The sequence below is a fragment of the Scandinavium sp. genome, assembly GCF_051650185.1.
GTDB lineage: Bacteria > Pseudomonadota > Gammaproteobacteria > Enterobacterales > Enterobacteriaceae > Scandinavium.
On record NZ_JBOFIN010000071.1, the window covers coordinates 37681 to 64370 of the forward strand.

Annotated in this window: 22 protein-coding genes and 1 rRNA gene; 8 read left to right on the forward strand and 15 right to left on the reverse strand. The window is 53.0% G+C overall.

The features are described 5' to 3' along the window. Positions 1-4: 4 nt before the first annotated feature. Positions 5-2896, forward strand: a complete 2892-nt coding sequence (locus ACRCWW_RS09060) for an autotransporter outer membrane beta-barrel domain-containing protein (RefSeq protein ID WP_438682119.1) — start codon at positions 5-7, stop codon at positions 2894-2896. 28 nt (positions 2897-2924) lie between these two features. On the opposite strand, the gene ACRCWW_RS09065 is transcribed toward ACRCWW_RS09060, so the two are convergent. The 7 genes from ACRCWW_RS09065 to typA all read right to left on the reverse strand — a co-directional run bounded on the left by ACRCWW_RS09065 (position 2925) and on the right by typA (position 11025). Continuing rightward, positions 2925-5054: a PRD domain-containing protein gene (locus ACRCWW_RS09065; protein WP_438682120.1), complete on the reverse strand. Its 2130-nt coding sequence runs from the start codon at positions 5052-5054 to the stop codon at positions 2925-2927. Between the two features lie 52 nt (positions 5055-5106). Beyond that, positions 5107-6174 carry an L-ascorbate 6-phosphate lactonase gene (gene ulaG / locus ACRCWW_RS09070; protein ID WP_438682121.1) on the reverse strand — a complete coding sequence of 356 codons (1068 nt, stop codon included), beginning with the start codon at positions 6172-6174 and terminating at the stop codon, positions 5107-5109. A gap of 10 nt (positions 6175-6184) precedes the next feature. Beyond that, the gene (locus ACRCWW_RS09075; RefSeq protein ID WP_438682122.1) at positions 6185-6823 is read right to left on the reverse strand and encodes an orotidine 5'-phosphate decarboxylase / HUMPS family protein; all 639 of its coding nucleotides are present in this window, start codon (positions 6821-6823) and stop codon (positions 6185-6187) included. Positions 6824-6840: 17 nt separating this feature from the next. Further along, entirely contained in the window at positions 6841-8142 is a 1302-nt protein-coding gene (locus ACRCWW_RS09080; RefSeq protein ID WP_438682123.1) for a PTS ascorbate transporter subunit IIC, read from the reverse strand. Positions 8143-8166: 24 nt separating this feature from the next. Next, positions 8167-8445, reverse strand: a complete 279-nt coding sequence (locus ACRCWW_RS09085) for a PTS sugar transporter subunit IIB (RefSeq protein WP_438682124.1) — start codon at positions 8443-8445, stop codon at positions 8167-8169. Positions 8446-8447: 2 nt separating this feature from the next. Beyond that, the gene (locus ACRCWW_RS09090; protein ID WP_438682125.1) at positions 8448-8903 is read right to left on the reverse strand and encodes a PTS sugar transporter subunit IIA; all 456 of its coding nucleotides are present in this window, start codon (positions 8901-8903) and stop codon (positions 8448-8450) included. 298 nt (positions 8904-9201) lie between these two features. Further along, positions 9202-11025 carry a ribosome-dependent GTPase TypA gene (gene typA, locus ACRCWW_RS09095; protein ID WP_438682126.1) on the reverse strand — a complete coding sequence of 608 codons (1824 nt, stop codon included), beginning with the start codon at positions 11023-11025 and terminating at the stop codon, positions 9202-9204. A gap of 380 nt (positions 11026-11405) precedes the next feature. Here typA and glnA point away from each other — a divergent pair, with 380 nt between their 5' ends. The 3 genes from glnA to glnG all read left to right on the forward strand — a co-directional run bounded on the left by glnA (position 11406) and on the right by glnG (position 15471). Next, on the forward strand, positions 11406-12815 hold the full coding sequence (gene glnA, locus ACRCWW_RS09100; protein WP_404658284.1) for a glutamate--ammonia ligase: 1410 nt from the start codon (positions 11406-11408) through the stop codon (positions 12813-12815). A gap of 185 nt (positions 12816-13000) precedes the next feature. Continuing rightward, the gene (glnL, locus tag ACRCWW_RS09105) at positions 13001-14050 is read left to right on the forward strand and encodes a nitrogen regulation protein NR(II) (RefSeq protein WP_438682127.1); all 1050 of its coding nucleotides are present in this window, start codon (positions 13001-13003) and stop codon (positions 14048-14050) included. A gap of 11 nt (positions 14051-14061) precedes the next feature. Continuing rightward, entirely contained in the window at positions 14062-15471 is a 1410-nt protein-coding gene (gene glnG / locus ACRCWW_RS09110) for a nitrogen regulation protein NR(I) (RefSeq protein ID WP_438682128.1), read from the forward strand. 82 nt (positions 15472-15553) lie between these two features. Here the strand turns inward: glnG and hemN are convergent, their stop codons facing one another. Both hemN and yihI read right to left on the reverse strand, forming a co-directional pair. Then, positions 15554-16927, reverse strand: coding sequence for an oxygen-independent coproporphyrinogen III oxidase (gene hemN / locus ACRCWW_RS09115; protein ID WP_438682129.1), 1374 nt, complete (start codon positions 16925-16927; stop codon positions 15554-15556). Between the two features lie 185 nt (positions 16928-17112). Beyond that, entirely contained in the window at positions 17113-17628 is a 516-nt protein-coding gene (yihI, locus tag ACRCWW_RS09120; RefSeq protein ID WP_438682130.1) for a Der GTPase-activating protein YihI, read from the reverse strand. A 581-nt stretch (positions 17629-18209) separates the two neighbouring features. Between yihI and yihA the strand changes: the two genes are divergently transcribed. Further along, positions 18210-18842 (forward strand): ribosome biogenesis GTP-binding protein YihA/YsxC, encoded by a 633-nt coding sequence (gene yihA / locus ACRCWW_RS09125; RefSeq protein ID WP_438682131.1) that lies wholly within the window; start codon positions 18210-18212, stop codon positions 18840-18842. A gap of 114 nt (positions 18843-18956) precedes the next feature. Here the strand turns inward: yihA and ACRCWW_RS09130 are convergent, their stop codons facing one another. Both ACRCWW_RS09130 and polA read right to left on the reverse strand, forming a co-directional pair. Next, the gene (locus ACRCWW_RS09130) at positions 18957-19004 is read right to left on the reverse strand and encodes a spot 42 RNA, inhibition of DNA synthesis (RefSeq protein ID WP_071892919.1); all 48 of its coding nucleotides are present in this window, start codon (positions 19002-19004) and stop codon (positions 18957-18959) included. Between the two features lie 209 nt (positions 19005-19213). Beyond that, the gene (gene polA / locus ACRCWW_RS09135; RefSeq protein ID WP_438682132.1) at positions 19214-22006 is read right to left on the reverse strand and encodes a DNA polymerase I; all 2793 of its coding nucleotides are present in this window, start codon (positions 22004-22006) and stop codon (positions 19214-19216) included. Positions 22007-22402: 396 nt separating this feature from the next. On the opposite strand from polA, the gene ACRCWW_RS09140 reads away from it, so the two are divergent. Beyond that, complete coding sequence (locus ACRCWW_RS09140; RefSeq protein ID WP_438682133.1) at positions 22403-23296, forward strand: acyltransferase; 894 nt, start codon at positions 22403-22405, stop codon at positions 23294-23296. A 58-nt stretch (positions 23297-23354) separates the two neighbouring features. On the opposite strand, the gene dsbA is transcribed toward ACRCWW_RS09140, so the two are convergent. The 3 genes from dsbA to ACRCWW_RS09155 all read right to left on the reverse strand — a co-directional run bounded on the left by dsbA (position 23355) and on the right by ACRCWW_RS09155 (position 25337). Further along, positions 23355-23978 carry a thiol:disulfide interchange protein DsbA gene (gene dsbA / locus ACRCWW_RS09145; protein WP_438682134.1) on the reverse strand — a complete coding sequence of 208 codons (624 nt, stop codon included), beginning with the start codon at positions 23976-23978 and terminating at the stop codon, positions 23355-23357. A 26-nt stretch (positions 23979-24004) separates the two neighbouring features. After that, complete coding sequence (locus tag ACRCWW_RS09150) at positions 24005-24991, reverse strand: serine/threonine protein kinase (RefSeq protein WP_438682135.1); 987 nt, start codon at positions 24989-24991, stop codon at positions 24005-24007. Between the two features lie 76 nt (positions 24992-25067). Beyond that, a complete protein-coding gene (locus ACRCWW_RS09155) occupies positions 25068-25337 on the reverse strand; it encodes a YihD family protein (RefSeq protein WP_010436801.1) in 270 nt (89 codons plus the stop codon). Between the two features lie 69 nt (positions 25338-25406). On the opposite strand from ACRCWW_RS09155, the gene mobA reads away from it, so the two are divergent. Beyond that, on the forward strand, positions 25407-25991 hold the full coding sequence (gene mobA / locus ACRCWW_RS09160) for a molybdenum cofactor guanylyltransferase MobA (RefSeq protein ID WP_438682136.1): 585 nt from the start codon (positions 25407-25409) through the stop codon (positions 25989-25991). Next, positions 25988-26494 carry a molybdopterin-guanine dinucleotide biosynthesis protein MobB gene (mobB, locus tag ACRCWW_RS09165; RefSeq protein WP_438682137.1) on the forward strand — a complete coding sequence of 169 codons (507 nt, stop codon included), beginning with the start codon at positions 25988-25990 and terminating at the stop codon, positions 26492-26494. The genes mobA and mobB overlap by 4 nt, the downstream gene beginning before the upstream one ends. 101 nt (positions 26495-26595) lie before the next feature. Here mobB and rrf read toward each other — a convergent pair. Beyond that, positions 26596-26690: ribosomal RNA gene (gene rrf / locus ACRCWW_RS09170) — 5S ribosomal RNA — on the reverse strand; the annotation flags it as partial.

A 26690-nucleotide genomic window follows, 5' to 3' on the forward strand; every position in this document is an offset into this window, starting at 1 on the left:
TGGTATGCATTATTCTAATCAATACTCTCGTATCGCTATTGCGGTTTCAACCGCACTCGCCTCAATGGTGTTTTCTGCTCATGCAGGTAACGGCATTGATTTTGATAACTTGCCGAACAGTGGCCTGGTATCGAGTTTACCGCCTGAGCTGCAGGCGTTAATTCCCGGCACCGCCAATACGACGTATCAGAAAGTCAGTTCAGCGCCGAATTATGTGTATGCCTGGGACGGCGGCACGCTGAATATTTACGGTGATAATGTGACGCTCAATGGCCCCGGCCAGGAAGCATTCGAGCACACCATCACCGTGATTCGCAACTCAACATCCGGCAGCCCTGGGGTGATTTTCGGCGACGGCCTGACCATCAACACCGCCTCAAAGGTAGCAGCCAACGCGGGTAAAGACGTCGACGGCATTCGAACCCACGGTACCAACACCCCCGACAACCCGGTGTTTATTATTACCGGCGATCGCACCTCTATTTTGGTGAACGGCTACAGCGGAGATGGCATTAACGCCGGGTACAGTTCATTCAGCCAGGGGTCTCTTGGCTCTGCCAGCATTTATACCGGGAATGAACTCTATATCGAAACGACGGGCGATCAAGGCCGAGGGATTTCCGTTTATGCCCTGAAAGACGCCACTCAGGCGAAAAACAGTGTGATTACCGGCGACGCCGCGCACATCATCACCCGGGGCAGCAGTGCTGAAGGCATTCGAACCGGCCAAAGCGGCTCCTGGGTTCGCCTGGGCGAGCGGTCTGTTATTGAAACTTACGGCTCATCCTCGTACGGGCTTTATGCAACGTCTTCATCCCTGATTGAATTAGGCAAAGGCGCGACCATTTCGACCGACAACAAAACGGCCCATGCCGTTTATGCCTATAACAAGGGCGTTATCTCGCTGGACGATAACGCAAGCATCACCACCCATGGCGATTCCGCTCATGGGGTATATGCCTATTCCTCTGGCATCGCGAATCTTGGTGATGGAGCCCGGGTCGATATCAACAGTACCGGCAAAACCAGCGCAAGCGCCAAAGCGCCGATGGGCCTGTATGCCTACTCCCGCGGTGCGATCAATCTTGCAGGCGGGGCAACCATCACCATGGCAGGAACCGCCGCAGACGAGAGCTATGCCCTGTTCGCCAGCAACGGCGGGTTGATTGATGCTTCTTCTGGCGGCCAGTTCACTATCAAGGGAGATATTCTCTCTTCGGGAAGCGCGACGGCTTCCAGCTCCAACCCGCTCCAGTACAGCACCATTGCGCTGAATATGACGGATAACTCACTGTGGAACGGCGCGTCTGCGGTGGATGGTGGAGCCACGCTTGATCTGACCATGAGCAACACCACATGGAACATGACCAACAGCTCAACGCTAACGTCGTTGACGTTAAACGCGGGCAGTACCGTGAATTTCCAGCACGCAGACGATAACTGGCAAACCCTGACCATCAACCAGGATTATGTCGGCAACGGCGGCAAGCTGGTCTTCAATACTGTCCTGTTTGACGATGACTCTGACACCGACAAACTCATCGTTAACGGCAGTACGTCGGGCAATACGCTTGTCGCAATGAACAACATCGGTGGCACGGGCGCACAGACCGTTGAAGGCATTGAGATAATCGAGGTCAATGGCAGTTCGGACGGTGCTTTCGAAAAATCAGGGCGTATCGTGGCCGGTGGCTTCGACTACAACCTGGAGAAAAAAGCGGGGAACTGGTATCTGACAAGCCTTGTAGAGCCCGAAGATCCGATTGAGCCGCCAGATCCCATCGACCCACCCGATCCGGTCGATCCTGTAGACCCACCAGCGCCTGTCGATCCCGTTGATCCCCCTGCGCCTGTGGACCCGGTTGAACCTGAAACACCCGTTCCCCCTACGCCACCAGCACCGGAACCAACCCCTGCGGGTGAGCATCAGTATCGCCCGGAGTTCGGCAGCTATCTGGCGAACAACTATGCCGCCAATACGCTGTTCCTGACGCGTCTGCACGATCGCCTGGGCGAAACGCAGTATACCGATATGCTCACTGGCGAACAGAAAGTCACCAGCATGTGGATGCGTAACGTCGGCGGTCACACTCGCTTTAAGGACGGCAGCGGCCAGCTTAAAACTCAGAGCAACCGTTATGTTCTGCAACTGGGCGGCGATCTGGCGCAATGGAGCAATGATGGCCTCGACCGATGGCACCTGGGCGTGATGGCCGGTTATGCAAACAGCCAAAGCAGAACCCACTCCAGCCTGACGGGTTATCACTCACGTGGCCAGATCACCGGCTACAGCGCCGGGGTCTACGCCACCTGGTATGCCAACGATGCCGATAAGACTGGCACTTATGTTGATAGCTGGGCGCTCTACAACTGGTTTGATAACAAAGTGATGGGCCAGGATTTAGCGACCGAGAAATACAAATCCAAAGGGGTAACCGCCTCGGTAGAAGCGGGCTACAGCTTAAAACTGGGGGGATCAGGGCGTGACAGCTACTGGCTCCAGCCTAAAGCACAGCTGGTGTGGATGGATGTGCAAGCCGACGATCATCGTGAAGAAAATGGCTCAAGGGTCAAAGACGACACGGACGGTAATCTGCTCACTCGTCTGGGCGTGAAGGCTTACATCAAAGGGCACAACGCCCTCGACGATGATAAAGCCCGTGAGTTCCAGCCTTTCGTGGAAGCCAACTGGATCCACAACACCCGGAATGTCAGCGTAAAAATGGACGATATTCGCAACGAGATGCGAGGCACCAAAAATATCGGCGAGCTGAAGCTGGGTGTGGAAGGGCAACTCACGCCACGCCTGAACGTCTGGGGCAACGTCGCTCAGCAGATGGGCGACAAAGGCTACAGCGACACGCAGGGCATGCTCGGTGTGAAATATAACTTCTGATGTTTTACTCACAAAAAAGCCGCTGGTTTCAGCGGCTTTTTTCTTTTGTGCCCGACAAGCTATGGCTCAAAACGGCGGACTGTACCGCTTTAAGCGAAGAGGCTTGCAGAAGCGCGTTAAGCACCTCGTCATCGCTTATCAGCGCGTTCAACGTCTCCAGCAGCGGAATATGCGAAAGGTTCGTTGTGGGCACAAGAATGACAATCACGCGCGGCGTTAACGTCACGCCGGGCAGGCCAAATTCCAGCGGATGTTTAAGTTTCAGCAGAGAAAGTGCTCCTTCAGTGGCACCTTGCGGTGGCGCATCATGCAGCAGCAGGATATCGGGCGTGAGGTAGGTTGTAATGCCCCGCTGTTCAATCTGGCGGATAATCGCGCGCGCATATTCGACACCCACACAGCCTTTATCAACCAGGGGTTGAGCTGCTTTACGGATAAGCTGTCGCCAGCCCGACTGTCGGCCAGTAAACGCGATATCCGGTAGCAACGAAGTTGAAGGCGTTGTCGAACTGAACGAACGCCGCTGCTGTTTCTGAATGAACTGGCTAATGATAGTGCTGAACTCCTGACGCAGCGGCTCTTTCTGCTGAGGCGCCAGACGAGAGGCAGTTGCCACCAACATGTTCACCAGCTCGGCAATTCCCACCGCCTCAATATTGTGTTCAAGCAGCAACCGAAGCTGCTGTTTTTCGCTGTCGGTAAGCATGTGCTGAGTCTGAATAAACCCCACATGGGAAGGAATGGGGCAGCGAAGGCCGATGGTACTCACCACCAGCCGGATGTGCGGGCCGATACCCTGCTGTTGCAGCTGGCTTGCCGAGAGATGCTCAATGAGCAAGGGTAACACCGTGAGGTTTCGGAGCTGATTTTCGAGGATGGCTGTGGAAGACATGCCTCCCTCCGTGACCAGCAAGATATGCTGTTCACCCGTTTCCGGTCGCCGGTCAAGCCAGGCCGCAAAGCTGATAACGATGTAGCTCAGCTCATCATCACAAAACGCCACCTGATACTCCTGCTCCAGGCTGACGATGATCTGCCGGCAGAGGCGAAAGATGAGCGGGTAGCGCTGAAGGATCTCCTCTTTCAGCACATTTTTACTGTGCATGCCAAACAGACAGCGATGAATGGCGGGCCCGAGATGCGAGAACAGGCGAGATTCCAGTTGCTCCACGTCCAGCAGATACACACCCGAAAGCGCCTGAAATTGCATAATCAGCTGCTTCACTGCCGCCATCAGGCGGCTATCAGCCTGCTCCAGGCCTTGTAGCGGCGTCACTTTTTTACTCGCTGAAAACAGGAGTGAGAAAAACAGCGTGTTGCCAGAAATCTCGGGAAAACCCAAATCGCGCGCCAGCGACGTATTCAGGGCTGCGGCAATTTCGCATTCAGTCTGTTCACGTAAAAAGCGTGTCTGCACGGGCGTAAACTGCGGATAGTGACCTTTGAGCGTATCCAGCACGCTAAACATCATCATGTACTTCAGGGCCCTACGGTCTTTATCGCTAAATGTACGGTTCAGCTGCTGCTCAGTCTGCTTGAGCCGTGACTCTATCCTCTGTTGAACCTCTGTCGGATTTTTCCCTCTCTTCTCCAGCGGCTGCAAAAAAATCTGCGCAGTGCGGCTTTCGGCCTGATTATCTGAATATTTCAGCACATGCTGAAGTGTCTGCTGCACAGCCAGACGGCGTGCAAGATCACTCCCTTCGATCCGATAACCCTGCTTCTTATCAACGGCCAGCGTCAATTGCTGGTGCTGTAAATGCTGCTTCAGCAGGCTGAGATCTTCAAGCGTGGTATTTCGGCTGACGAGGTTAAGTTCACTGAGGTGATGAGTAAAAGCAGGTTCGGGATGACAGGCGAGGTGGAGCAATAGGTTATCGCGCCGTTCTTCTGCGCTGAGTTTGTACTGCTGACCATGAAGCACGCTGAGTTTGCTCAGGACTTCACGAGCGTCTTCTTCCACAAGCCGCACGCCGTGGCGAGGATCGCAAAGCAGGGGACTGAAACCTTCTGCCATCAGCCAGTCGTTAATCTTAGCTCGCCGGTAATAGAAATTACGTTGTGGCAAACCAATTCGCTCGCAGAGCATTTTGATGGTCATCCCAGGCTCGGCGGCAATCTTTTTCAGGATGTCTACGGCCAGGTGATCGAGCTGCATGTCGTCTCCTGAAATAACTGGCACACAAGTGCCAGTTTTCGCGGTCAGTGACTTACAGGAAGGACGGGAAAGGCAGATCCGTTTCCGCTTCGAAAATATCCGGGAAGCCACGCGGGTGCTGGTAAACGCGACGATTGCGATCCTGCGGATAGGTAAACTTACCGCCGGGTTGCCAGATGAACGGCACAAACTGGTACTGCAGGCGATGACGACGCATTTCGAACAGCGTCAGGATTTCGTTGGTGTCCGCCAGCATGTTGCACCAGATGTCATGGTGGAACGGGATCATCACATCCGTACGCAGCGCTTCGCCCATTCGCAGAATATCAACAGCCGTCATTTTGTCGGTAATGCCGATCGGGTTTTCGCCAAACGAGCCCAGCGCTACGTCAATATTATGCTGTTTGCCATGCTGAGCGTACATGTTGGAGTAGTGAGAATCGCCTGAATGATAGATGTTGCCGCCCGGTGTTTTCAGCAGATAATTCACCGAGCGCAGATCCATATCCGGCACCGCTGCGCCGTCATCTGCCAGCGGTTTTGGCGGCTCGGTGATGAGGATCGTACGGTCGGAGGACTCGAGCACCACAATTTCCATATCCTTGATTTTAACAACGTCGCCCGGCTTCACCACGCGACAACGTTTCGCAGGAACGCCCCACTGCATCCACAGATCCACACACGCCTGCGGGCCGATGAAAGGCACATCCGGAGCGCAGTTTTTCAGCACCGCCGCAGCCACGTTGATGTCGATATGGTCGGCGTGGTAGTGCGTCGACAGCACCGCATCAATCTCTTTAATCGAGAACGGATCGAGCACAAACGTGGTGCTGCGCAGGTTTGGCTGAGCGATACGCGCACCGCTCATACGCGCCATCTGATGACTCGGTTTCATATCCGGCAGGTTCTTTTTACGCTTGCCGGTGCCGCACCAGAAATCAATGCTGACGTTGGCGTTGCCCGGAGTTTTCACCCACAGACCCACACAGCCCAGCCACCACATTGCCACAGAATTGGGCGCGACTTTTTCGGCGCTGATTTCATCATTCAGCCAGGTGCCCCACTCAGGAAAAGTATTCTGCACCCAGGATTCGCGGGTTATTTCGTTTACATGACTCATGATTCTCTCCTTAAACGTCGCTGGAACGGGCAATTTTCTGGAAGGCGATAGCGGTTTCACGGCAGTCAGGCGCATTCAGGATCGCCCCGCCAACGATGGCGACAGCCGGGTTCAGCTGTTTTTTGATGATCGGAAGGGTGTTGAGGTTAATGCCGCCCGCCAGTGAAATGGGCAGGCCAGTGACCTCACGTACATCGAGAAACTCGCGGAAGGCTTCTTCGGGGTTATCGCCGCAGTCAGCATTTTTATGGACGCAAAGCTGAGTCACACCAAGCGCCTTCAGCTCTTTGGCACGCTGCACCGGGTTCGGTACGGACTGCAAATCGAACACCACTTCCGCCTTGTTCTCTTTTGCAATCGCCAGCACTTTCTTCACTGCCGTGTCGCTGGCCACCGCCAGCATCGAATAATTCTCGGGTTGGCATTTAGACATCAGCGTGGCTTCACGCTCAGGGCCATCGATGATTTTCATATCCAGAAACAGCGGCTTATCCGGGCAGATTTCACGAATATCCGCGGCAATCTGAATACCACACAGCTTCAGCAGTGAGGTGCCCACTTCGATAATGTCGACGTGCGGGCCTGCCGCGCGCACCACATCAAGAGCCTGATTACGGTCGAGTAAATCGAGCGCCAGTTGAATTTTCATTGCCACCTCCATGACAGTTACAGCACCAGACCAAACGCGGCGCCAACAAGTTTCAGCAGATACAACACCGGTAACCAGACGAGGGTGAAGTCGATGTTGGAGAACATCAGCCCGGAACCGAACAGAGAGCCCATCAGTGGGTAGAGCAGAATGATGCCCGCATGAGCGATGACGCTGGTGACAAAGCCCGCAGCCAGCGCGCCTTTGTAGCCCCCGTATTTGTTGCCAAATACGCCCATGGTGCAGCCATCGAAGAACATGATGATTGGGCTTGGGAAGACAATAATGGGGCAGTTAAAGGCGATAGTTGCGCCCATCACCACCAGCGCACCAGCCACCGAGGCGATAAAGCCGAGCATTGCGCCGGTTGGCGAGTACGGGAACAGCGCCGGGCAGTCGAGAGCGGGAACCGCATCCGGTAGCAGGCGGTCGGAAATCCCTTTAAACGCAGGCACAATCGAGCCGATAAACATGCGTACGCCCACCAGCAAAATCACCACGCCTGCGGTAAAGGTCAGCCCTTCCATAATGAGCCAGACCACCCAGTTGGTATTGCCGCTCAGTTGACCAATGCCATCCGCGCCTACCGCCAGGCCAATGCCGAGGAAAATCAGCGGCATCAGGAAGGAGAGCGAAATGGTGTTATCGCGGAACATCGCCAGAAAGCCGGGCAGCTTCATCTCTTCGGCATCCTGATCCGGGTTGCCGCATACCTTCGCGATTCGGCTTGCCACCCACGCCCCCACCTGCTGGTTATGACCGAGAGTCAGGTCGTCTCCAATAAAGTGCTGAGCGAGCGCACGGGTAATCGCCGGTGTAAGCGTCCAGTACAGCGCACAGAGCACTGCGCCGGTGATGATCAGCGGGAAGCCTGATAACCCCAGCGCGCCCGGCAGTGACACCACCATAAACGTCGCCAGAAACAGCTGAATATGGACCGTCAGATAGACGTTTTTGCAGCGCTTAAACGGGATCATCCAGACGAACAGCAGATGGATCAGGAAGCCGAGAATGAACGTCAGGGTGACGTCATTAGCAAAGTGCAGCATCGCCACACCGAACGCGGCTTCGTTGGCAGGCAGCACGCCCTGAATGCCCAGCGTGCTGTTCAGTTTTCCCATAATCGGCGTCAGGGATTTCAGTAACGTGCCAGAGCCAATGGTGATCACCAGCAGCCCAATAATGGTCTTAATGGTGCCGTCGATCACCTCGTTGGCTTTTTTTCCCTGAAGCATCAACCCAATCAGCGCGATAAAGCCGAGAAATAACGGGGCCTTATCGAGCAACTGGAAAATAATAAAACCGACAATCTCTTTCATAGTCGTTACCTTCTATGGCAGGTCTTACGCCAGATTTTTGAGGTAGTCGCCGATGCTGCTTTCAATTTCGACTTTGCGAACAAAGTTAGTCAGCACGATGGTTTTGCTCTGGATTTCCTCTGGCATGCTGACTGCCAGTTCGCGCGTAGTGACATACAAATCGGCATGCACGCTGCGCACACTGCCCAAATCACAGGTATCGACCGTTGCCGAGAGATCCATTTTTTTAAGCACCTGTTCGATGTTCATTTTGGCAATCACGCTGGACCCTAAGCCCATGCCGCAAACGCAGACAATTTTCATCTTCAGACTCCTTCTTCAACGCGGTTAATGGCGAGATAAACGTCGCGACGGTCCGTGCAACGCTTGATAAATGCGATGTTTTCTTCGCTGTCCAGGAACTCCACCAGCCGGGAAATAATCTGGATGTGGTTGTTGCTGTCGGTGGCGCAGAGGCCAAAAACAATCTCCACCGGATCGTTTTCCTCGCTGCCGAAGTTGATAGGCTCCACAAGCGTCGTCAGACTTAGACCGGTTTTCATGACGCTGGGAGCCGGTCTTGAATGGGCCAGCGCGATACCCGGCGCGACCACGATATAAGGGCCGAGGGTTTCCACCGCCAGGATCATCTCCTGGGTGTACTCGTCGGTGGTGTGACCGCCGCGAGTCAGTAAATCGCCGGCCAGTTGAATAGCATGACGCCAGTCGTTTGCCCTGACTTTTAACTCAATATTCGCTTCAGAAATAATGTCGTTCGCCATCGCAAGACTCCTTTGCATGTGTCTGAGCAAAGGCTATTACGGATAAACGGTGATAAAAAAACCAATTTGCGCGCAGAGGGATGACAAAAAATTGGGCTCAGTCAGCGGCAAGAGACAGATTTTGACGAGGTGAATCACAAACAGGCGAGATAACTCCGACAACGACAGGGCGATAAGAGGCAAAACGGGAAGTCAGACGGTGTGCAAAAGTTTGAAGTACGTCAAAGCGCGCGGTATCTGTTTTTCGTCAATAAAAAAGCCGCTGAAATCAGCGGCTTTTTTCATTCAGATTAAAAAATTAATCTTCTTTAGGACCACGAGAAGCGCGTTTACGGTCGTTCTCAGTCAGGTGACGTTTACGGATACGGACAGAAGTCGGGGTCACTTCTACCAGTTCGTCGTCATCGATGAACTCCAGAGCTTGCTCCAGGGTCATCTTCACTGGTGGAACCAGAACCGTTGCTTCGTCAGTACCTGACGCACGCATGTTGGTCAGTTTCTTACCGGTCAGGCAGTTTACAGTCAGGTCGTTAGAACGGCTGTGAATACCGATGATCTGGCCTTCGTAAACTTCTGCACCGTGACCCAGGAACAGCTTACCGCGGTCCTGCAGGCTGAACAGAGCGAACGCTACTGCTTTACCCTGGCCGTTGGAGATCAGTACGCCGTTCTGACGCTGGCCCACTTCGCCCGGACGAACGTCGTCGTAGTGGCTGAAGGTGGAGTACAGCAGGCCAGTACCGGAAGTCATGGTCATGAATTCGTTACGGAAGCCGATCAGGCCACGGCTTGGGATCACGTAGTCGAGACGTACGCGGCCTTTGCCATCTGGATTCATGTTTTTCAGGTCGCCTTTACGCTCACCCAGAGCCTGCATCACGGAACCCTGATGCTGCTCTTCAACGTCCAGCGTCACGTTTTCGAATGGCTCTTGCTTACGGCCTTCATGCTCGCGGAAGATTACTTTCGGACGGGAAACCGCCATTTCGAAACCTTCACGACGCATGTTTTCGATAAGAACAGACAGGTGCAGCTCACCACGACCGGAAACACGGAACGCATCCGCATCTTCCGTTTCTTCAACGCGCAGCGCAACGTTGTGCACCAGCTCTTTGTTCAGGCGGTCAAGGATCTGACGGGAGGTAACGTATTTACCTTCTTTACCACAGAACGGAGAGGTGTTGACGTTGAAGAACATGGTCACGGTTGGTTCATCAACAGACAGCGCTGGCAGCGCTTCAACCGCCTGCGGGTCGCAGATGGTGTCAGAGATGTTCAGCTCGCCCAGACCGGTGATGGCGATGATGTCGCCCGCTTCAGCCACGTCGCTCTCGATACGCTCAAGACCCAGGTGAGTCAGGACTTTACCGACTTTACCATTACGGGTTTTGCCTTCGCTATCGATGATAGTGACCTGCTGGTTCGGCTTCACTTTACCGCGCTTGATACGACCAATGCCGATTACGCCAACGTAGTTGTTGTAATCAAGCTGGGAGATCTGCATCTGCAGGGTGCCTTCCAGGTCAACGTTTGGCGCAGGAACGCGGTCAACGATGGTCTGATACAGCGGGGTCATGTCTTCCGCCATATCTTCGTGATCCAGACCGGCGATACCGTTCAGCGCAGAAGCGTAAACGATAGGGAAGTCGAGCTGCTCGTCAGTCGCGTCGAGGTTAACGAACAGGTCGAAGACCTGATCAACAACCCAGTCAGGACGCGCGCCTGGACGGTCAACTTTGTTAATAACAACAATCGGCTTCAGACCGTGGGCAAATGCCTTTTTGGTCACGAAGCGAGTCTGCGGCATTGGGCCATCCATTGCGTCAACGACCAGCAGCACGGAATCTACCATGGACATAACACGTTCAACTTCACCACCGAAGTCGGCGTGGCCTGGGGTATCAACGATGTTGATACGGTAGTCATTCCATTTGATAGCGGTGTTTTTAGCGAGGATGGTAATCCCACGCTCTTTCTCCAAATCGTTGGAGTCCATCACACGTTCTTGTGCTTCAGTACGCGCATCGAACGTACCGGATTGCTGCAGCAGCTTATCAACCAGGGTAGTTTTACCATGGTCAACGTGCGCGATGATGGCGATATTACGCAGATTTTCGATCACAACTTTGCCTCAGGCATTTAGAAATAGCGCGTTATTGTACACGGATTAATCGCGCTACAAAACAGGATCACAAACATCCCCCGCAAACAAGTATTGCAGAGTTGCTCTGTGATCGCTTTCACGGAGAGTAAAAAGAGCGCCATAACTCAAATCGCACCAAAACAGTGCCCAATATTTACATGAGAGCACTATTTTGGTGCAAGATATCCATCATGGTGCAGCACTTTTGCACTATGGTGCGCATCATACCGCCTTTTGGGGGGCATTTAAAAGTTGGCACAGTTTTCGCTTTATCTTTTTTACGGCAACAACGCCACATTAGCAGTGCCAAGAATAGTTCGTTACCACGACGACAATGACAAATCCGGGAGAGTTTAAGTATGTCCGCTGAACACGTTTTGACGATGCTGAACGAGCACGAAGTGAAGTTTGTTGATCTGCGCTTCACCGATACCAAAGGTAAAGAACAGCACGTCACTATCCCTGCTCATCAGGTAAATGCCGAATTCTTCGAAGAAGGCAAAATGTTTGACGGCTCCTCTATCGGTGGCTGGAAAGGCATTAACGAATCCGACATGGTGCTGATGCCAGACGCCTCTACCGCTGTCATTGACCCGTTCTTCGAAGAGTCTACGCTGATCATCCGCTGTGACATCCTGGAACCCGGCACGCTGCAAGGCTATGACCGTGACCCGCGCTCCATCGCGAAACGCGCTGAAGAGTACCTGCGCTCTACGGGCATCGCGGACACCGTTCTGTTCGGGCCAGAACCAGAATTCTTCCTGTTTGATGACGTTCGCTTCGGCAGCGCCATCAACGGTTCCCACGTGGCTATCGACGATATCGAAGGCGCATGGAACACCTCCACCAAATACGAAGGTGGCAACAAAGGTCACCGTCCAGCAGTAAAAGGCGGTTACTTCCCGGTTCCTCCAGTCGATTCTGCTCAGGATCTGCGTTCCACCATGTGTCTGGTGATGGAAGAGATGGGCCTGGTGGTTGAAGCTCACCACCACGAAGTGGCCACCGCTGGTCAGAACGAAGTGGCAACCCGCTTCAACACCATGACCAAAAAAGCCGACGAAATTCAGATCTACAAATACGTTGTGCACAACGTGGCGCACCGTTTCGGTAAAACCGCGACCTTCATGCCAAAACCAATGTTTGGCGACAACGGTTCCGGTATGCACTGCCACATGTCTCTGTCCAAGAACGGCACTAACCTGTTCTCTGGCGACAAGTACGCAGGTCTGTCTGAGCAGGCGCTGTACTACATTGGCGGCGTGATCAAACACGCTAAAGCGATCAACGCCCTGGCGAACCCAACCACCAACTCCTACAAGCGTCTGGTCCCGGGTTACGAAGCACCAGTGATGCTGGCTTACTCTGCCCGTAACCGTTCTGCGTCCATCCGTATTCCAGTGGTAGCTTCTCCTAAAGCGCGTCGTATCGAAGTGCGCTTCCCGGACCCAGCGGCTAACCCGTACCTGTGCTTTGCTGCGCTGCTGATGGCCGGTCTTGATGGTATCAAGAACAAGATCCACCCAGGCGAAGCGATGGACAAAAACCTGTACGACCTGCCGCCGGAAGAAGCGAAAGAGATCCCACAGGTTGCAGGCTCTCTGGAAGAAGCGCTCAACGCACTGGATCAGGACCGTGAGTTCCTGACGGCTGGCGGCGTGTTCACTAACGACGCGATCGATGCTTACATCGCTCTGCGTGTTGAAGAAAACGACCGCGTGCGCATGACTCCGCACCCAGTCGAGTTCGAACTGTACTACAGCGTTTAATTAGCAGTACTCCTGTGGCCTTTATGACTTTCGCCGGGGCCCAGGACATTTTTTGTTGCCGTGGAAACTTTCAGCCCATCTTCGGATGGGCTTTTTTCTCCAGCAACAGTCTGATTTCAGGCGCTTAACGGCTGAAAACCGCTATAATGCACTAAAATGGTGCACACCTTTCAGGAGACTGCTGAATGGCAACAGGCGTGCTGCCCGATGCTGGGCAGATCCTCAATTCTTTAATCAACAGTATTTTACTGGTCGATGACGAGCTGGCGGTGCATTACGCCAACCCGGCGGCGCAGCAGTTGCTGGCGCAAAGCTCTCGTAAATTATTCGGGACACCGTTACCGGAACTGTTGAGTTATTTTTCGCTGAACATTGGCCTGATGCATGAAAGCCTGCAGGCAGGCCAGGGCTTCACTGACAACGAAGTGACGCTGGTGATTGACGGTCGCTCGCACATTCTCTCGGTGACCGCTCAGAGGCTGCCAGACGGCCTGATACTGCTTGAGATGGCGCCGATGGACAACCAGCGACGCCTGAGCCAGGAACAGCTCCAGCACGCTCAGCAGGTCGCTGCTCGCGATTTAGTGCGAGGGCTTGCCCATGAGATTAAAAACCCGCTGGGTGGCCTGCGTGGCGCCGCACAGCTGCTCAGCAAGGCGCTGCCTGATCCATCGCTGCTGGAATACACCAAAGTGATCATTGAGCAGGCCGACAGGCTGCGCAATCTGGTTGACCGTCTGCTTGGGCCACAGCAGCCAGGGATGCACGTCACCGAAAGCATTCACAAAGTGGCTGAGCGGGTGGTGAAACTGGTGTCGATGGAGTTGCCGGACAACGTACGTCTGACGCGTGATTACGACCCAAGTTTACCTGAATTACCGCACGATCCAGACCAGGTTGAGCAAGTTTTGCTGAATATCGTGCGTAATGCCCTCCAGGCATTGGGGCCTGAAGGTGGCGAAATTATTCTTCGCACCCGAACCGCGTTCCAGCTCACGCTGCATGGTGTGCGCTATCGCCTGGCGGCTCGTATTGATGTGGAAGATAACGGGCCGGGTATTCCTTCGCACCTGCAGGATACGCTGTTTTATCCCATGGTCAGTGGTCGCGAAGGCGGCACCGGGCTGGGGTTATCCATCGCCCGTAATTTGATCGACCAACACTCCGGTAAAATTGAATTCACCAGTTGGCCGGGCCATACCGAATTTTCGGTTTACCTGCCCATTCGGAAATAGAGGTGCATTGTATGCAACGCGGGATAGTCTGGATTGTTGATGACGATAGCTCCATCCGTTGGGTGCTTGAACGTGCACTCACCGGGGCAGGATTGACCTGTACTACCTTTGAAAGCGGCAGCGAAGTGCTGGATGCTCTGGCGAGCAAAACGCCGGACGTTTTACTGTCTGATATTCGTATGCCGGGCATGGATGGGTTGGCGTTGCTAAAGCAAATCAAACAGCGCCATCCGATGCTGCCGGTCATCATAATGACTGCCCATTCCGATCTGGATGCCGCCGTCAGCGCCTATCAGCAAGGGGCTTTTGACTATCTGCCAAAACCGTTTGATATCGATGAAGCGGTGGCGCTGGTTGAGCGTGCTATCAGCCATTATCAGGAACAGCAGCAGCCGCGCAACGCGCCGGTATTCGGCCCAACAACCGACATCATTGGTGAAGCGCCAGCGATGCAGGACGTGTTTCGCATTATCGGCCGTCTTTCGCGTTCTTCCATTAGCGTTCTGATTAACGGTGAGTCCGGGACGGGTAAAGAGCTGGTCGCTCACGCCCTGCATCGCCACAGCCCACGTGTGAAAGCGCCGTTTATCGCGCTCAACATGGCGGCGATCCCGAAAGATTTAATTGAGTCTGAGTTGTTCGGTCATGAAAAAGGCGCGTTCACCGGCGCAAATACGATTCGCCAGGGTCGCTTTGAACAGGCCGATGGCGGCACGCTGTTCCTCGATGAAATCGGCGATATGCCGCTGGATGTCCAGACTCGCCTGTTGCGCGTTCTGGCGGACGGGCAGTTTTATCGTGTTGGCGGTTATGCACCGGTAAAAGTGGACGTGCGTATTATTGCCGCAACTCACCAGAACCTGGAGCTGCGCGTTCAGGAAGGGAAATTCCGTGAGGATTTATTCCACCGCCTGAACGTCATCCGTGTGCACCTGCCACCGCTGCGCGAGCGCCGTGAAGACATTCCGCGTCTGGCGCGTCACTTCCTGCAAGTGGCGGCTCGGGAACTTGGCGTAGAAGCCAAACTGCTGCATGCCGAAACCGAAGCGGCGTTAACACGTGTGGCCTGGCCGGGGAACGTGCGTCAGCTGGAAAACACCTGTCGCTGGCTGACGGTGATGGCCGCAGGCCAGGAAGTGTTGATCCAGGATTTACCCGCTGAGCTGTTTGAAAGCACGGTGCCCGACAGCCCTTCCCATTCGCTGCCTGATAACTGGGCCACGCTGTTGGCACAGTGGGCCGATCGGGCGCTGCGTTCCGGTCATCAAAACCTGCTGTCTGAAGCTCAACCGGAAATGGAGCGTACGTTGCTCACCACCGCGCTGCGTCATACTCAGGGGCACAAACAGGAAGCGGCGCGTTTGCTGGGCTGGGGGCGAAACACCCTGACCCGCAAGCTGAAAGAGCTGGGAATGGAGTAATGATATTGCCGGGTGGCGCTGTCGCTGACCCGGCCTACGAAAACGGTAGCCCCGGTAAGCGGCAGCGCCACCGGGGGATCATTTAAATAACGCGAGAGAACTGCTGTAAGCGCGCCTTCTGACGCAAATACGTGTCGAAGCACATGCAGATATTGCGGATCAGCAAGCGCCCTTTCCCTGTCACCTGAATGCCCTTTTCTTTGACGTCCACCAGCCCATCTTTGGCCAGTGGCGCTAACAGCGCCAAATCTTCAGCAAAGTAGTTCTGGAAGTTCAGATCCCACGCCTTTTCAACGTCGGCAAAATCGAGACGGAAATTACAGATAAGTGACTTAATGACGTCGCGACGAATGCAATCGTCTTGCGTCAGTGCAATCCCACGCCACAGCGCGTTACCGCTTTCATCAACCTGCTGATAGTAGCTTTTGAGCTCTTTCTGGTTCTGCGCGTAGCAGTCGCCCAGCATGCTGATGGCCGACACACCAAGCCCCAGCAGATCGCTGTCACCCTGAGTGGTGTAGCCCTGGAAGTTCCGATGTAGCACGCCTTCACGCTGCGCCACGGCCAGTTCATCGTCCGGGCGAGCAAAGTGATCCATCCCAATAAACTGGTAGCCTGCATCCGTCAGCGAGGTGATGGTTTCCTGCAAAATATCGAGCTTTTGCTGTGCCGACGGCAAATCCGCATCTTTGATCTTACGCTGGGCGGCAAAGAGCGTTGGCAGGTGCGCGTAGTTGAAGACGCTGAGACGATCGGGATTGAGTTCCGCCACCCGGCTCAACGTGAACGCAAAACTCTCCGGCGTCTGCTTTGGCAGGCCATAAATCAGATCGATGTTAGTTGAGGTAAAGCCAATCTCACGCGCATGATTGAGCAGTGCGAAGATAAAGTCTTCATCCTGCTCACGGTTAACCAGACGCTGCACTTCTTTGTTGAAGTCCTGCACGCCCATGCTCAGGCGATTGAAGCCTTCGCTACGCATATGGTCGAGCACATCGAGTTCGATTTCACGGGGGTCGACTTCAATGGAGATCTCCGCCTCAGGCTGAAAATCAAAATGCCCACGCAGGAGCTGCATCAGGCGGCTAATCTGCGCCTTATTCAGATAAGTTGGCGTTCCGCCGCCCCAGTGCAGTTGGCTGACTTTACGCCCGGCAAATAACGGAGCGCGATGCAGGATTTCCTGCTCAAGCGCATCCAGATACTGATCGGCTTTGTGTTGCTGGCGGGTAACGATTTTATTGCAGCCACAGAAATAGCAGAGCTTGTGGCAAAACGGGATATGGACGTACAGCGAAAGCGGGCGCTCAGGGTAGCGGGCAACCGCTTGTTGGAAATCTGCCTCGCCGAAGCTCTCTGAAAACTCCAGCGCGGTGGGGTATGAGGTATAACGTGGCCCGGAATAGTTGTACTTCTGGATCAGGGCCAAATCCCAGTCGATTAACTGCTCAGACATGCTTACTCCTTCCGGTGGTATCGCGAACGGCGGCGTGCCGGCTTGCCCGGAGATCGGACAATAAGCCGGTTGCGCAGCCACTGTTGACGCCGCGACAACCGCCGTAGTTTAACGAATAACCACCCCAGATAACATACAACCAAAAGGGTTATAAGCAGGACGGGGAGCCCGAGTGGGTGCAAACGTTAGTTTCCGCCTCGCAGCAGACGCATCATGTCTTCTTTGCCTTCTTCTTCCTCTTCGTCTTCATCGTCGTCGTAGGAAAGGCCCAGTTGTTGCATCAGTTCATCAATGCGATCCAGTTTGGCATCAACCCAGGATTGCTCGTCTGCGCTAAGGGCCTCGCCCTCTTCCAGACGTTCCAGCAGCGCATCCAGGCGCTCATCATTTTCCAGTAAATCCAGCTCGGCCTGCGGTGAAAGCATAGGTTTCTCGCTCTTCGGTTTGTGCTGCCTGGTCACCGGACGCTCGGTTGCGCCCAATGGGATTGGGGTTTTACTGCCAATACGCGGATCTTTTTGCTGGCCCTGTTTTTTGCCAGCCGCGTTTGCCTCACCGCCGTTCGCGCGGCTGCCTGCAGCGTGACCACGATGCTTCTTATCGCGTTTACGGTCGCGCGCTTCCTGATTCAGCTCTTCGCGCGTCTTACGACGGGCTTTACCAGGTGCTTTGCTGCGCGGTGCGGATGTTGGTTTTTTCATGATGAGGTGTCTTACGTTGTTTTCTTCAGTATAGAATTGAGCCGGAATCTAGCAGAAAGCAGACAAAGAAAAAAGGCGACAGAGTAATCTGCCGCCTTTTTCTTGACTCACAACCCTTAACGGGTCACACATTCCGTGTCTGCCAACAACGCACCCTGTTTTTCCCTTGGCACTGAACACTCCGTGTCGTAATCCTTATCCCTTTACAACGTCTCCGGACGTTTGCCTCCTGGCAGTTCCTTCGTCTTCGCCTCCTGGCGCTCCTGACCCTCGTCCTGAGTCTTTATCCTTTCCGGCATCCCCGCCTGATGACCGCTACTTTACCTTGTTATGATATTCAGACAAGCAACTCACCGGTAAAAAGATCAATTTTCAGATTAGTCCAAACACATAACGTATTGATTTAAATAAAATCGATAAAAATTTCATCTGCAACTTCTCCTAAATCTCCCATAGCGACAATGGCAAATGTCTCACAAAGCCCAGGGTTAATACTTACACCGCACCCACAGGACAAACGCCGCCTTTTGCTGTTGTTCAGGTATACTCCCCCGCATAGCCCGATTTTATGGAGACGACCCTTGATCAACCTGAACTATCAACAGACGCATTTTGTTCTCAGTGCGCCTGATATTCGCCACTTACCTTCCGATACCGGAATTGAAGTGGCATTTGCTGGCCGCTCCAATGCAGGTAAATCGAGCGCCCTGAATACCCTGACCAATCAAAAGAGCCTTGCGCGTACCTCTAAAACGCCTGGCCGTACTCAGCTCATCAACCTGTTTGAAGTGACTGAAGGCAAACGCGTGGTCGACTTACCGGGTTACGGCTATGCCGAAGTTCCGGAAGAGATGAAGCTGAAATGGCAGCGCGCACTGGGCGAATATCTGGAAAAACGCCTGTGCCTGAAAGGTCTGGTGGTGCTGATGGATATTCGTCATCCGCTGAAAGATCTCGACCGGCAGATGATTGAATGGGCCGTCGACAGCAATATTGAAGTACTGGTTCTGCTGACCAAAGCAGATAAGCTGGCGAGCGGCGCGCGTAAAGCGCAGCTGAACATGGTGCGTGAAGCCGTGAAGGACTTTAACGGCGACATTCAGGTCGAAGCATTCTCTTCACTGAAGAAGCTGGGCGTGGATAAACTGCGTCAGAAGCTGGATACCTGGTATAGCGAGATTGCCCCACAGCAGGAAGAAGAGAGCGAAGCGTAATTCGTTTTTTATCCCAGCAGAAAATTAGACAGAGCGCGGTAATTTCCGCGCTTTTTCTTTTCTTTCGCGCAATAAAAAACGCCCCAGTCATTACTGACTGGGGCGGCTAAATATTCAGCCAAATCCGATTACGTGAAGTAAAAGGTCTGAAAGATAGAACATCTTACCTCTGTACCCTACGCGAATAACTCTACTCTTTTTTTCGCAGGCCACAAAGCACTTTTTGTAGTTTTTTTTCACTCTTTACATAGCGAATTCCGATGATCATCACAAAACGCTATAAGTTATGTTGCTTACTTGCAAAAAGTGCCAACCAATAAGCAGGTCTAAAATCGCGCATATTTGCTGATCATTTAGCCTGCCCATCGGCGTTAATGCGCCTGATCCCAGTTCTCACCACTGCCCACTTCCACCAGCAGCGGAACATCCAGCTTCATGCTGTTTTCCATCAGCTCATGAATCTTCTTCGACACGGCTTTAAGGTCATCTTTATGCACTTCGAACACCAGTTCATCGTGCACCTGCATGATCATGCGGACGCGGGGTTGCTCTTTCTGCAGCCAGCCATCAACAGCAATCATGGCGCGTTTGATGATGTCAGCGGCGGTACCCTGCATTGGGGCGTTGATGGCCGCACGCTCCGCACCGGCACGCAAAGCGGCATTGCTGGCTTTAATGCCCGGTAAATAAAGACGGCGACCTTCCAGCGTTTCGACATAACCCTGATCTTTAGCCTGCGCGCGGGTACGCTCCATATAGTCGAGCACGCCCGGATAACGCTCGAAATAGAGATCCATATACTTCTGCGACTCTTTACGCGGAATATTGAGCTGGCGTGAAAGCCCGAAAGCACTCATCCCGTAAATCAGGCCGAAGTTAATGGCTTTTGCACTGCGGCGCTGCTCATTCGTGACGTTATCCAGTGGGATGCCAAACACTTCCGCCGCTGTCGCGCGGTGAATGTCTTTACCTTCCGCAAAGGCGGTTAATAACCCTTTGTCGCGAGAGAGATGCGCCATAATACGCAGTTCAATCTGCGAGTAGTCCGCCGAAACAATCAGATAATCTTCCGGGGCAATAAACGCCTGACGAATACGACGCCCTTCTTCATTACGCACCGGAATGTTTTGCAGGTTCGGATCGGTGGAAGAGAGACGACCGGTTGCTGCCACGGCCTGATGATAGGACGTATGCACTCGCCCTGTTTTTGGGTTGATCATCAACGGCAGCTTATCGGTGTAGGTCGACTTCAGCTTCGCAAGCCCACGGTATTCGAGAATAACTTTCGGCAGCGGGTAATCCAGCGCCAGCTCCTCAAGCACTTCTTCCGATGTCGACGGTGCGCCGCCCGGTGTTTTCTTCAGCGGCTTAATGCCTTGTTTCTCAAACAGAATCGTTTGAAGCTGTTTCGGTGAAGAGAGGTTGAACGGCTCACCCGCAATGTCATGCGCTTTCTGTTCAAGCTCAACCAGACGTTTACCAATCTCTTCCGAGTGGTTGTGCAGCACGGCAGGATCAATCTTCACACCGTTGCGCTCAACGCGTGACAACACTGTCACCAGCGGCATTTCGATGGTCTGGAAAACATTGGCCGGGCCTTCGAGCTTCTGCAGTTTTGGCCACATTTTCAGATGCAGCTGGAGCGTGACGTCTGCATCTTCTGCTGCGTAACGCCCCGCTTCTTCGAGTGCTATCTGATTGAACGTCAGCTGGTTTTTACCTTTCCCGGCAATTTCTTCAAAGGTAATGGTTTTGTGCTTCAGCCAGCGATCGGACAGGCTGTCCATGTCGTGACGACCTGCCACGCTATCCAGCGTGTAGGACTCGAGCATGGTGTCAAACGCAATGCCGCGCAGCTCAATGCCATAGTTGGCCAGAATGCCACGATCGTATTTCAGGTTTTGCCCGACCTTCAGAGAGGTTTCGTCTTCCAAAAGCGGCTTTAATAATTCCAGTACTCGTGAGCGAGAAATCTGTTCAGGTGCATCAAGATAGTCATGTGCGACGGGCACATAGGCTGCCACGCCCGGTTCTGCGGCAAAAGACAGCCCCACCATGTTGGCAGAGATGTTATCCAGGCTGTCTGTTTCAGTATCAAAGGCGAAAACGGGCGCTTTCTTCAGTTTCTCAATCCACTGCTTCAGCGTTTCTTCATCGAGAATGGTGACGTAGTGTTCAGAAGAGAGCGAGGTCGCAGGCTCATCGACTTCTTCTTCAGCCGCGGCAGCCGCCACCGCTGACGGTACAGCAGAAGGTTTGCTGCCTTTTGCCTGCATCCATTTACCCGTTTCAACATCCGTTATCCAGCGCTTGAATTCATACTGTTTGAACAGGCCAAGCAGTTCATCCGCTGCCGGCTGCTGGACTTCGAGCTGCTCGCAGGTCAACTCCAGCTCAACATCTGTTTTGATGGTGGCAAGCTTGTAAGAGAGGTAAGCCATCTCTTTATTCTGTTCAAGCTTCGCGGCCATGGTTTTGGCGCCACGGAAGGTCAGACCGGCAATCTTTTCAGGTTCAGCATAGAGCGTATCCAGCCCCCCCAACCCTTGCAAAAGAGCTTGCGCGGTTTTTTCACCCACGCCAGGCACTCCGGGAATGTTGTCCGAGGAATCGCCCATCAGCGCGAGGAAATCGATAATCAGCTCTGGCGGCACGCCGTACTTGGCAACGACTTCATCCGGCCCCAGCACGGTGTTCGTCATGGTATTGATGAGCGTGATGCCTGGCGTTACCAGTTGCGCCATATCTTTGTCGCCCGTACTGATCAGCACCGGACGGCCTGCTTTTTCCGCTTCACGCGCCAGTGTGCCGATAACGTCATCTGCCTCAACGCCAGAAACAGCCAGCAGCGGTAAACCCATCGCTTTTACCATCGCATGCAGCGGCTCTATCTGAGCACGCAGATCGTCAGGCATCGGTGGGCGATGTGATTTGTAATGCTCAAACAGTTCGTCACGGAACGTTTTTCCTTTGGCATCAAAGACGACCGCCGCATGGCTTGGCTGATACTGCAGGATCAAACTACGCAGCATATTCAGTACGCCATACATGGCCCCTGTCGGTTCGCCTGCGCTGTTGGTCAACGGAGGAAACGCATGATATGCGCGGTAGAGATAGGATGAGCCATCAACCAGGATGAGGGGGTTTTCTTGGATCTGAGCCATAATTTCCGTGCCTGTTTATCAGATTAGGGATAAAGGATGCCACAGACAGCGCTAAAACATGAGTTTTTCACTGCCATTGCGCTAAAAGATTTGGAGATCCTCTGGATCGCTCGCAAAACCATCCTGTGGATAAGTTTGTGCATAGTTTTATTCCGCCGGGTTACTCTTGCGCACCTCACGAACAATGTAACAATATTTATTTTAATTTTCATAGCGTTAAGATAAACCCCTGCTTATATCCCCATGACTGGTGACAATTTGAGCCATGTGGATATAACTCATGCTTATTTTTCTGCTCTGGTAAGACCCGTCTTTAGGTGTGATTTCTGGTAAAATCAGCGCCTTGCGCCTGTGAAACCCGCGCTTTATACAATTAACTATCTGAATAAATTGATTATGTCGAGATTACTCGCTGCGATAACGCTTCCGCTGAGTATTGCCCTTACCATTATTGTGACCGTACTTTGCTCCGTGCCCATTATTGCGGCAGGGATCATTAAACTGTTGCTGCCCGTTCCCTTTGTATGGCGCTCCGTCTCGGCTTTCTGCAATCTGATGATGTATTGCTGGTGTTCCGGGCTGGCGCTACTGCTGCACCTGAATCCCTGGCTGAAATGGGATGTGGAAGGCCTTGAAGGCCTGAACAAGAAAAACTGGTATTTGCTTATCTGTAATCATCGTAGCTGGGCGGATATCGTGGTGCTGTGCGTACTTTTCCGTAAGCACATCCCCATGAACAAGTACTTCCTGAAGCAACAGCTGGCCTGGGTGCCGTTTATCGGCCTGGCGTGCTGGGCGTTGGATATGCCTTTTATGCGCCGCTATTCCAGAAGCTACCTGATTCGCCATCCAGAGCGCCGCGGGAAAGATGTGGAAACCACCCGCCGTTCCTGCGAGAAATTCCGCAAGCATCCGACAACGATTGTTAACTTTGTGGAAGGCTCCCGTTTTACGGAAGAAAAACGTCAGGAGACACGCTCTCCTTATCGCCATCTGCTTCCCCCCAAGGCAGCAGGAATTGCCATGGCGCTGAACGTGCTGGGCAGCCAGTTTGATAAGCTAATGAACGTGACGCTCTGCTATCCGGAAAATGATAAGACGCCTTTTTTTGATATGCTGAGCGGCAAGCTCACCCGCATCGTTGTTCGTGTTGATTTGATGCCAGTCGCTGAAGAGCTGCATGGTGACTACGTTAATGATAAGAACTTCAAACGAGGCTTTCAGCTTTGGCTGAACACCCTGTGGGTTGAGAAAGACAATCAGATTGAAGAGATAAAGTCCGGGCAATAAAAAAGCCCCACCGTGCGGTGAGGCTCCTGATGACAACGCTGGCGAATGCCGGCGTTTTTTATTTTTTCTCAACCAGCTGCTTCACGGTATCCGCATACTGTTGAACAAAGACGTCCATGTTGCTGGTGTCCATGCCCTGAGGGTTCACCTGATATTTACCGTTAACGTACATAGCAGGGACGCCTTGCAGCTGCAGATCGGCAGCCGCTTTCTCTTCCTGAGCCACCAGGGATTTCACGACAAAGCTGTTCCAGGCAGCGTCATACTCTTCTGCTTTTACGCCGGCATCGATGAATACCTGGCGGATATCCGCAACAGTCTGAACAGTCTGCGTTTTCTGCACGGCTTCAAACATTGGAGAAGTGATCTTATCTTCCACGCCCAACGCGATGGCCACAGCCCAGGCTTGAGTCAGTTCTTTACCCAATGGGCCCAGGAACTCAACGTGGTACTTGGTCATTTTAGTGCCTTCAGGCAGCTTCTTCTTCACGGTGTCGGACACGTGCAGCACCTGCTCGAACTGGTAGCAGTGCGGGCAGTAGAAGGAGAAGAACTCCAGAACTTGCGGTTCACCGGCAACAGGCTTCTCCAGAGTGGTGTACTGTTTGCCCTCGGTGATTTGCGCCGCTGATGCGCTGAATGCCAGAATCATGCCTGCCAGCGCCAGCAAAATCTTTTTCATTGCTAATACTCTCCTGAAAATGCCTGTTAATACATTGGCGTTAACTGTAATGGGGGTTCCTGAAGAACCCTGACTTGTTCTAAAAACATTTGGGTTTGTCTGCGCCAGTTATCTTCCTCGGTAAGCCAGGGGAAGTTGACCGGGAACGCAGGATCTTCCCAGCGTCGGATTAACCACGCCAGGTAATAAACCATACGCATCGCGCGTAACGGTTCAATAAAGGCAAGCTCAGCGACATCAAAAGAACTGAACTCTTCGTAAGCTTCGAGGATGATATCAAGCTGCATTCTGCGTTCGGCTACATCGCCGTGCAGCAGCATCCACAAATCCTGAACGGCAGGGCCGTTTCGGGCATCATCCAGATCGACAAACATCGGCCCATCACGCCACAGAATATTCCCGGCATGGCAATCGCCATGCAGCCTCAGCGAAATGAAACGCGAGTGCCATTGTTGCATAACGGCATCAATAAGCTTATCTGTCGCGTTGAGGAAATTTATCTTCAATGAAGAAGGGATGAGCGGCGTGGTTTCAAAAACCTGACGGGGTTCCAGCAAATACTCGTTGATACCCATATCCGGGCGAGCAGCGAAACGCTTTTTGCGCCCGGTCTGATGCAAACGGCCGAGATAACGACCAACCCATTCCATTTGATCGAGGCTATCAGGTTCGAACTGACGACCACCCACACTTGGAAATACCGTGAAGAAGAAACCTTGCTGAGTCAGTAAAGTTTCTCCGTTAAACACCAGCGGTGCAGCAACAGGCACATCATCATTTTGCAGCTCTAGTGCAAACTGATGCTCTTCGCGGATCTGCTCTGCCGTCCAGCGCTGCGGGCGATAGAATTTCACGACGAAGCGCTTTCTGTCTTCATCCTGAAATTGCCAGACCCGATTCTCATAGCTGTTAAGGGGCGTCAGACCGGAATCCACCCGTATGCCCTGATCGAAGAGGGCATCTACGATGGTATCCGGGTGGAGTGTCTGGAAAGTAAAAGCCTTATCGTTCATCCGATTATCCGGAAATCACTGCGAATGATTCAGGATATCATTTCACAGCGTTTTCGGTGGCGCCGCTTACAAGCTTTTACTCTTTAATTACGCCGCGGGCGCGCAGTAAAGCGGTTTTAAAATCTTCTTCATAATCTTTCTGAATACCCGGGATCACCGCGTCTTTCGCGGAATCACGCATTTTCAGGTGATAAATCAGAATATCGTCGGAAAGATCGGTGAGCTCGCCGTCAAAACCTGACTCCTTCGCCAGTTTCTGCAAGAATTGCATCAGATTAAGCTCAGGCTCTTTTTGCCAGGCTGGCTGGAGGAGTTCAATCACTTCGTTCAGACGTTTACATTTCATTCATTTGCTCCTTACGCTTAAGGATCACACGTTAGCAGGGTCAAACCCACAATAAAAGAGGCGATATTTGTGAATCAACGGCCAAAAGTAACCGGTGTCGTGCTGGCTGGAGGCAAAGCAAGCCGAATGGGTGGACGGGATAAAGGATTACAGACACTTAACGGAATGCCGCTGTGGCAGCATGTCGCCCGCACTCTTTTGACCCAGACGGACTCACTGATGATCAATGCTAACCGCTCACTCGATATTTACCGGGAGAGTGGTTATCCCGTGATAGAAGACAGCCTCGGTGATTATTGTGGTCCTCTGGCAGGCATGCTTTCGGTTATCCAAAATAGTGAGAGTGAGTGGTTCCTGTTTTGTCCTTGTGATACACCCTTCATCCCTACCGTCATACGCGAACGCTTCTTTCTGAACATAAAAGAAGCACTGGTTGTTTGGGCGCATGATGGAGAGCGCGATCATCCCGCCATTTCTTTGGTACATCGCAGTGTACTCCCGGCGCTGGAAAATTATCTGAATACCGGTGAACGTCGGGTAATGGCTTTTTTGCGGCAAGAGGGCGGCCACAGTGTTGATTTTAGCGACATGAAATCTGCATTTACTAATGTGAATTCCCTCGAAGAGCTAGAGCGTATGCAGGAGAAAACATGATCCCGATATTAGCCATAGCCGCCTGGAGCGGAACCGGGAAAACCACATTGCTGAAATCCCTCATCCCGGAGCTTTGCAGAAGAGGATTACGCCCGGGTTTGATTAAACATACTCATCACATGATGGATGTTGATACCCCGGGAAAAGACAGCTTTGAGCTTCGTAAAGCTGGTGCGGCACAAACGATTGTCGCCAGCACCCAACGTTGGGCCTTAATGACAGAAACGCCTGAAGCGGAAGAGACTGATCTGGGTTACCTGGTCAGCAGAATGGACCATAGAACCCTGGATCTGGTACTCGTGGAAGGGTTCAAGCACGAAGCTGTCGCAAAAATAGTGCTATTTCGGGCTGGATCAGGGCATCAAATTGAAGAATTAATACTGGATGAGCACGTCGTTGCTGTTGCCAGCGATGTTGATATAGACGTAAAAGTGCCGTGCCTGAATCTTAATAATACCTTTGAGATTGCAGATTTTATTGAGCAGTGGATAGCGTCCAGGTAAGTAAGATTTAAGCCGTATGTCCTGATTAGGCTAAGCGGATGTACTGGATTATAAAAAGCAAAAAACCCCGGCCTTTCGGTCGGGGTTCTTGCTTGTTTGATGCCTGGCAGTTCCCTACTCTCACATGGGGAGACCCCACACTACCATCGGCGCTACGGCGTTTCACTTCTGAGTTCGGCATGGGGTCAGGTGGGAC

What these genes read in the sequence shown, in the direction of transcription:
- ACRCWW_RS09060 (WP_438682119.1), top strand. Translation starts at nt 5, where the DNA reads ATGCATTATTCTAATCAATACTCTCGTATCGCTATTGCGGTTTCAACC.
- ACRCWW_RS09065 (WP_438682120.1), bottom strand. Translation starts at nt 5,054, where the DNA reads ATGCAGCTCGATCACCTGGCCGTAGACATCCTGAAAAAGATTGCCGCC.
- ulaG (WP_438682121.1), bottom strand. Translation starts at nt 6,174, where the DNA reads ATGAGTCATGTAAACGAAATAACCCGCGAATCCTGGGTGCAGAATACT.
- ACRCWW_RS09075 (WP_438682122.1), bottom strand. Translation starts at nt 6,823, where the DNA reads ATGAAAATTCAACTGGCGCTCGATTTACTCGACCGTAATCAGGCTCTT.
- ACRCWW_RS09080 (WP_438682123.1), bottom strand. Translation starts at nt 8,142, where the DNA reads ATGAAAGAGATTGTCGGTTTTATTATTTTCCAGTTGCTCGATAAGGCC.
- ACRCWW_RS09085 (WP_438682124.1), bottom strand. Translation starts at nt 8,445, where the DNA reads ATGAAAATTGTCTGCGTTTGCGGCATGGGCTTAGGGTCCAGCGTGATT.
- ACRCWW_RS09090 (WP_438682125.1), bottom strand. Translation starts at nt 8,903, where the DNA reads ATGGCGAACGACATTATTTCTGAAGCGAATATTGAGTTAAAAGTCAGG.
- glnA (WP_404658284.1), top strand. Translation starts at nt 11,406, where the DNA reads ATGTCCGCTGAACACGTTTTGACGATGCTGAACGAGCACGAAGTGAAG.
- glnL (WP_438682127.1), top strand. Translation starts at nt 13,001, where the DNA reads ATGGCAACAGGCGTGCTGCCCGATGCTGGGCAGATCCTCAATTCTTTA.
- glnG (WP_438682128.1), top strand. Translation starts at nt 14,062, where the DNA reads ATGCAACGCGGGATAGTCTGGATTGTTGATGACGATAGCTCCATCCGT.
- hemN (WP_438682129.1), bottom strand. Translation starts at nt 16,927, where the DNA reads ATGTCTGAGCAGTTAATCGACTGGGATTTGGCCCTGATCCAGAAGTAC.
- yihI (WP_438682130.1), bottom strand. Translation starts at nt 17,628, where the DNA reads ATGAAAAAACCAACATCCGCACCGCGCAGCAAAGCACCTGGTAAAGCC.
- polA (WP_438682132.1), bottom strand. Translation starts at nt 22,006, where the DNA reads ATGGCTCAGATCCAAGAAAACCCCCTCATCCTGGTTGATGGCTCATCC.
- ACRCWW_RS09140 (WP_438682133.1), top strand. Translation starts at nt 22,403, where the DNA reads ATGTCGAGATTACTCGCTGCGATAACGCTTCCGCTGAGTATTGCCCTT.
- dsbA (WP_438682134.1), bottom strand. Translation starts at nt 23,978, where the DNA reads ATGAAAAAGATTTTGCTGGCGCTGGCAGGCATGATTCTGGCATTCAGC.
- ACRCWW_RS09150 (WP_438682135.1), bottom strand. Translation starts at nt 24,991, where the DNA reads ATGAACGATAAGGCTTTTACTTTCCAGACACTCCACCCGGATACCATC.
- ACRCWW_RS09155 (WP_010436801.1), bottom strand. Translation starts at nt 25,337, where the DNA reads ATGAAATGTAAACGTCTGAACGAAGTGATTGAACTCCTCCAGCCAGCC.
- mobB (WP_438682137.1), top strand. Translation starts at nt 25,988, where the DNA reads ATGATCCCGATATTAGCCATAGCCGCCTGGAGCGGAACCGGGAAAACC.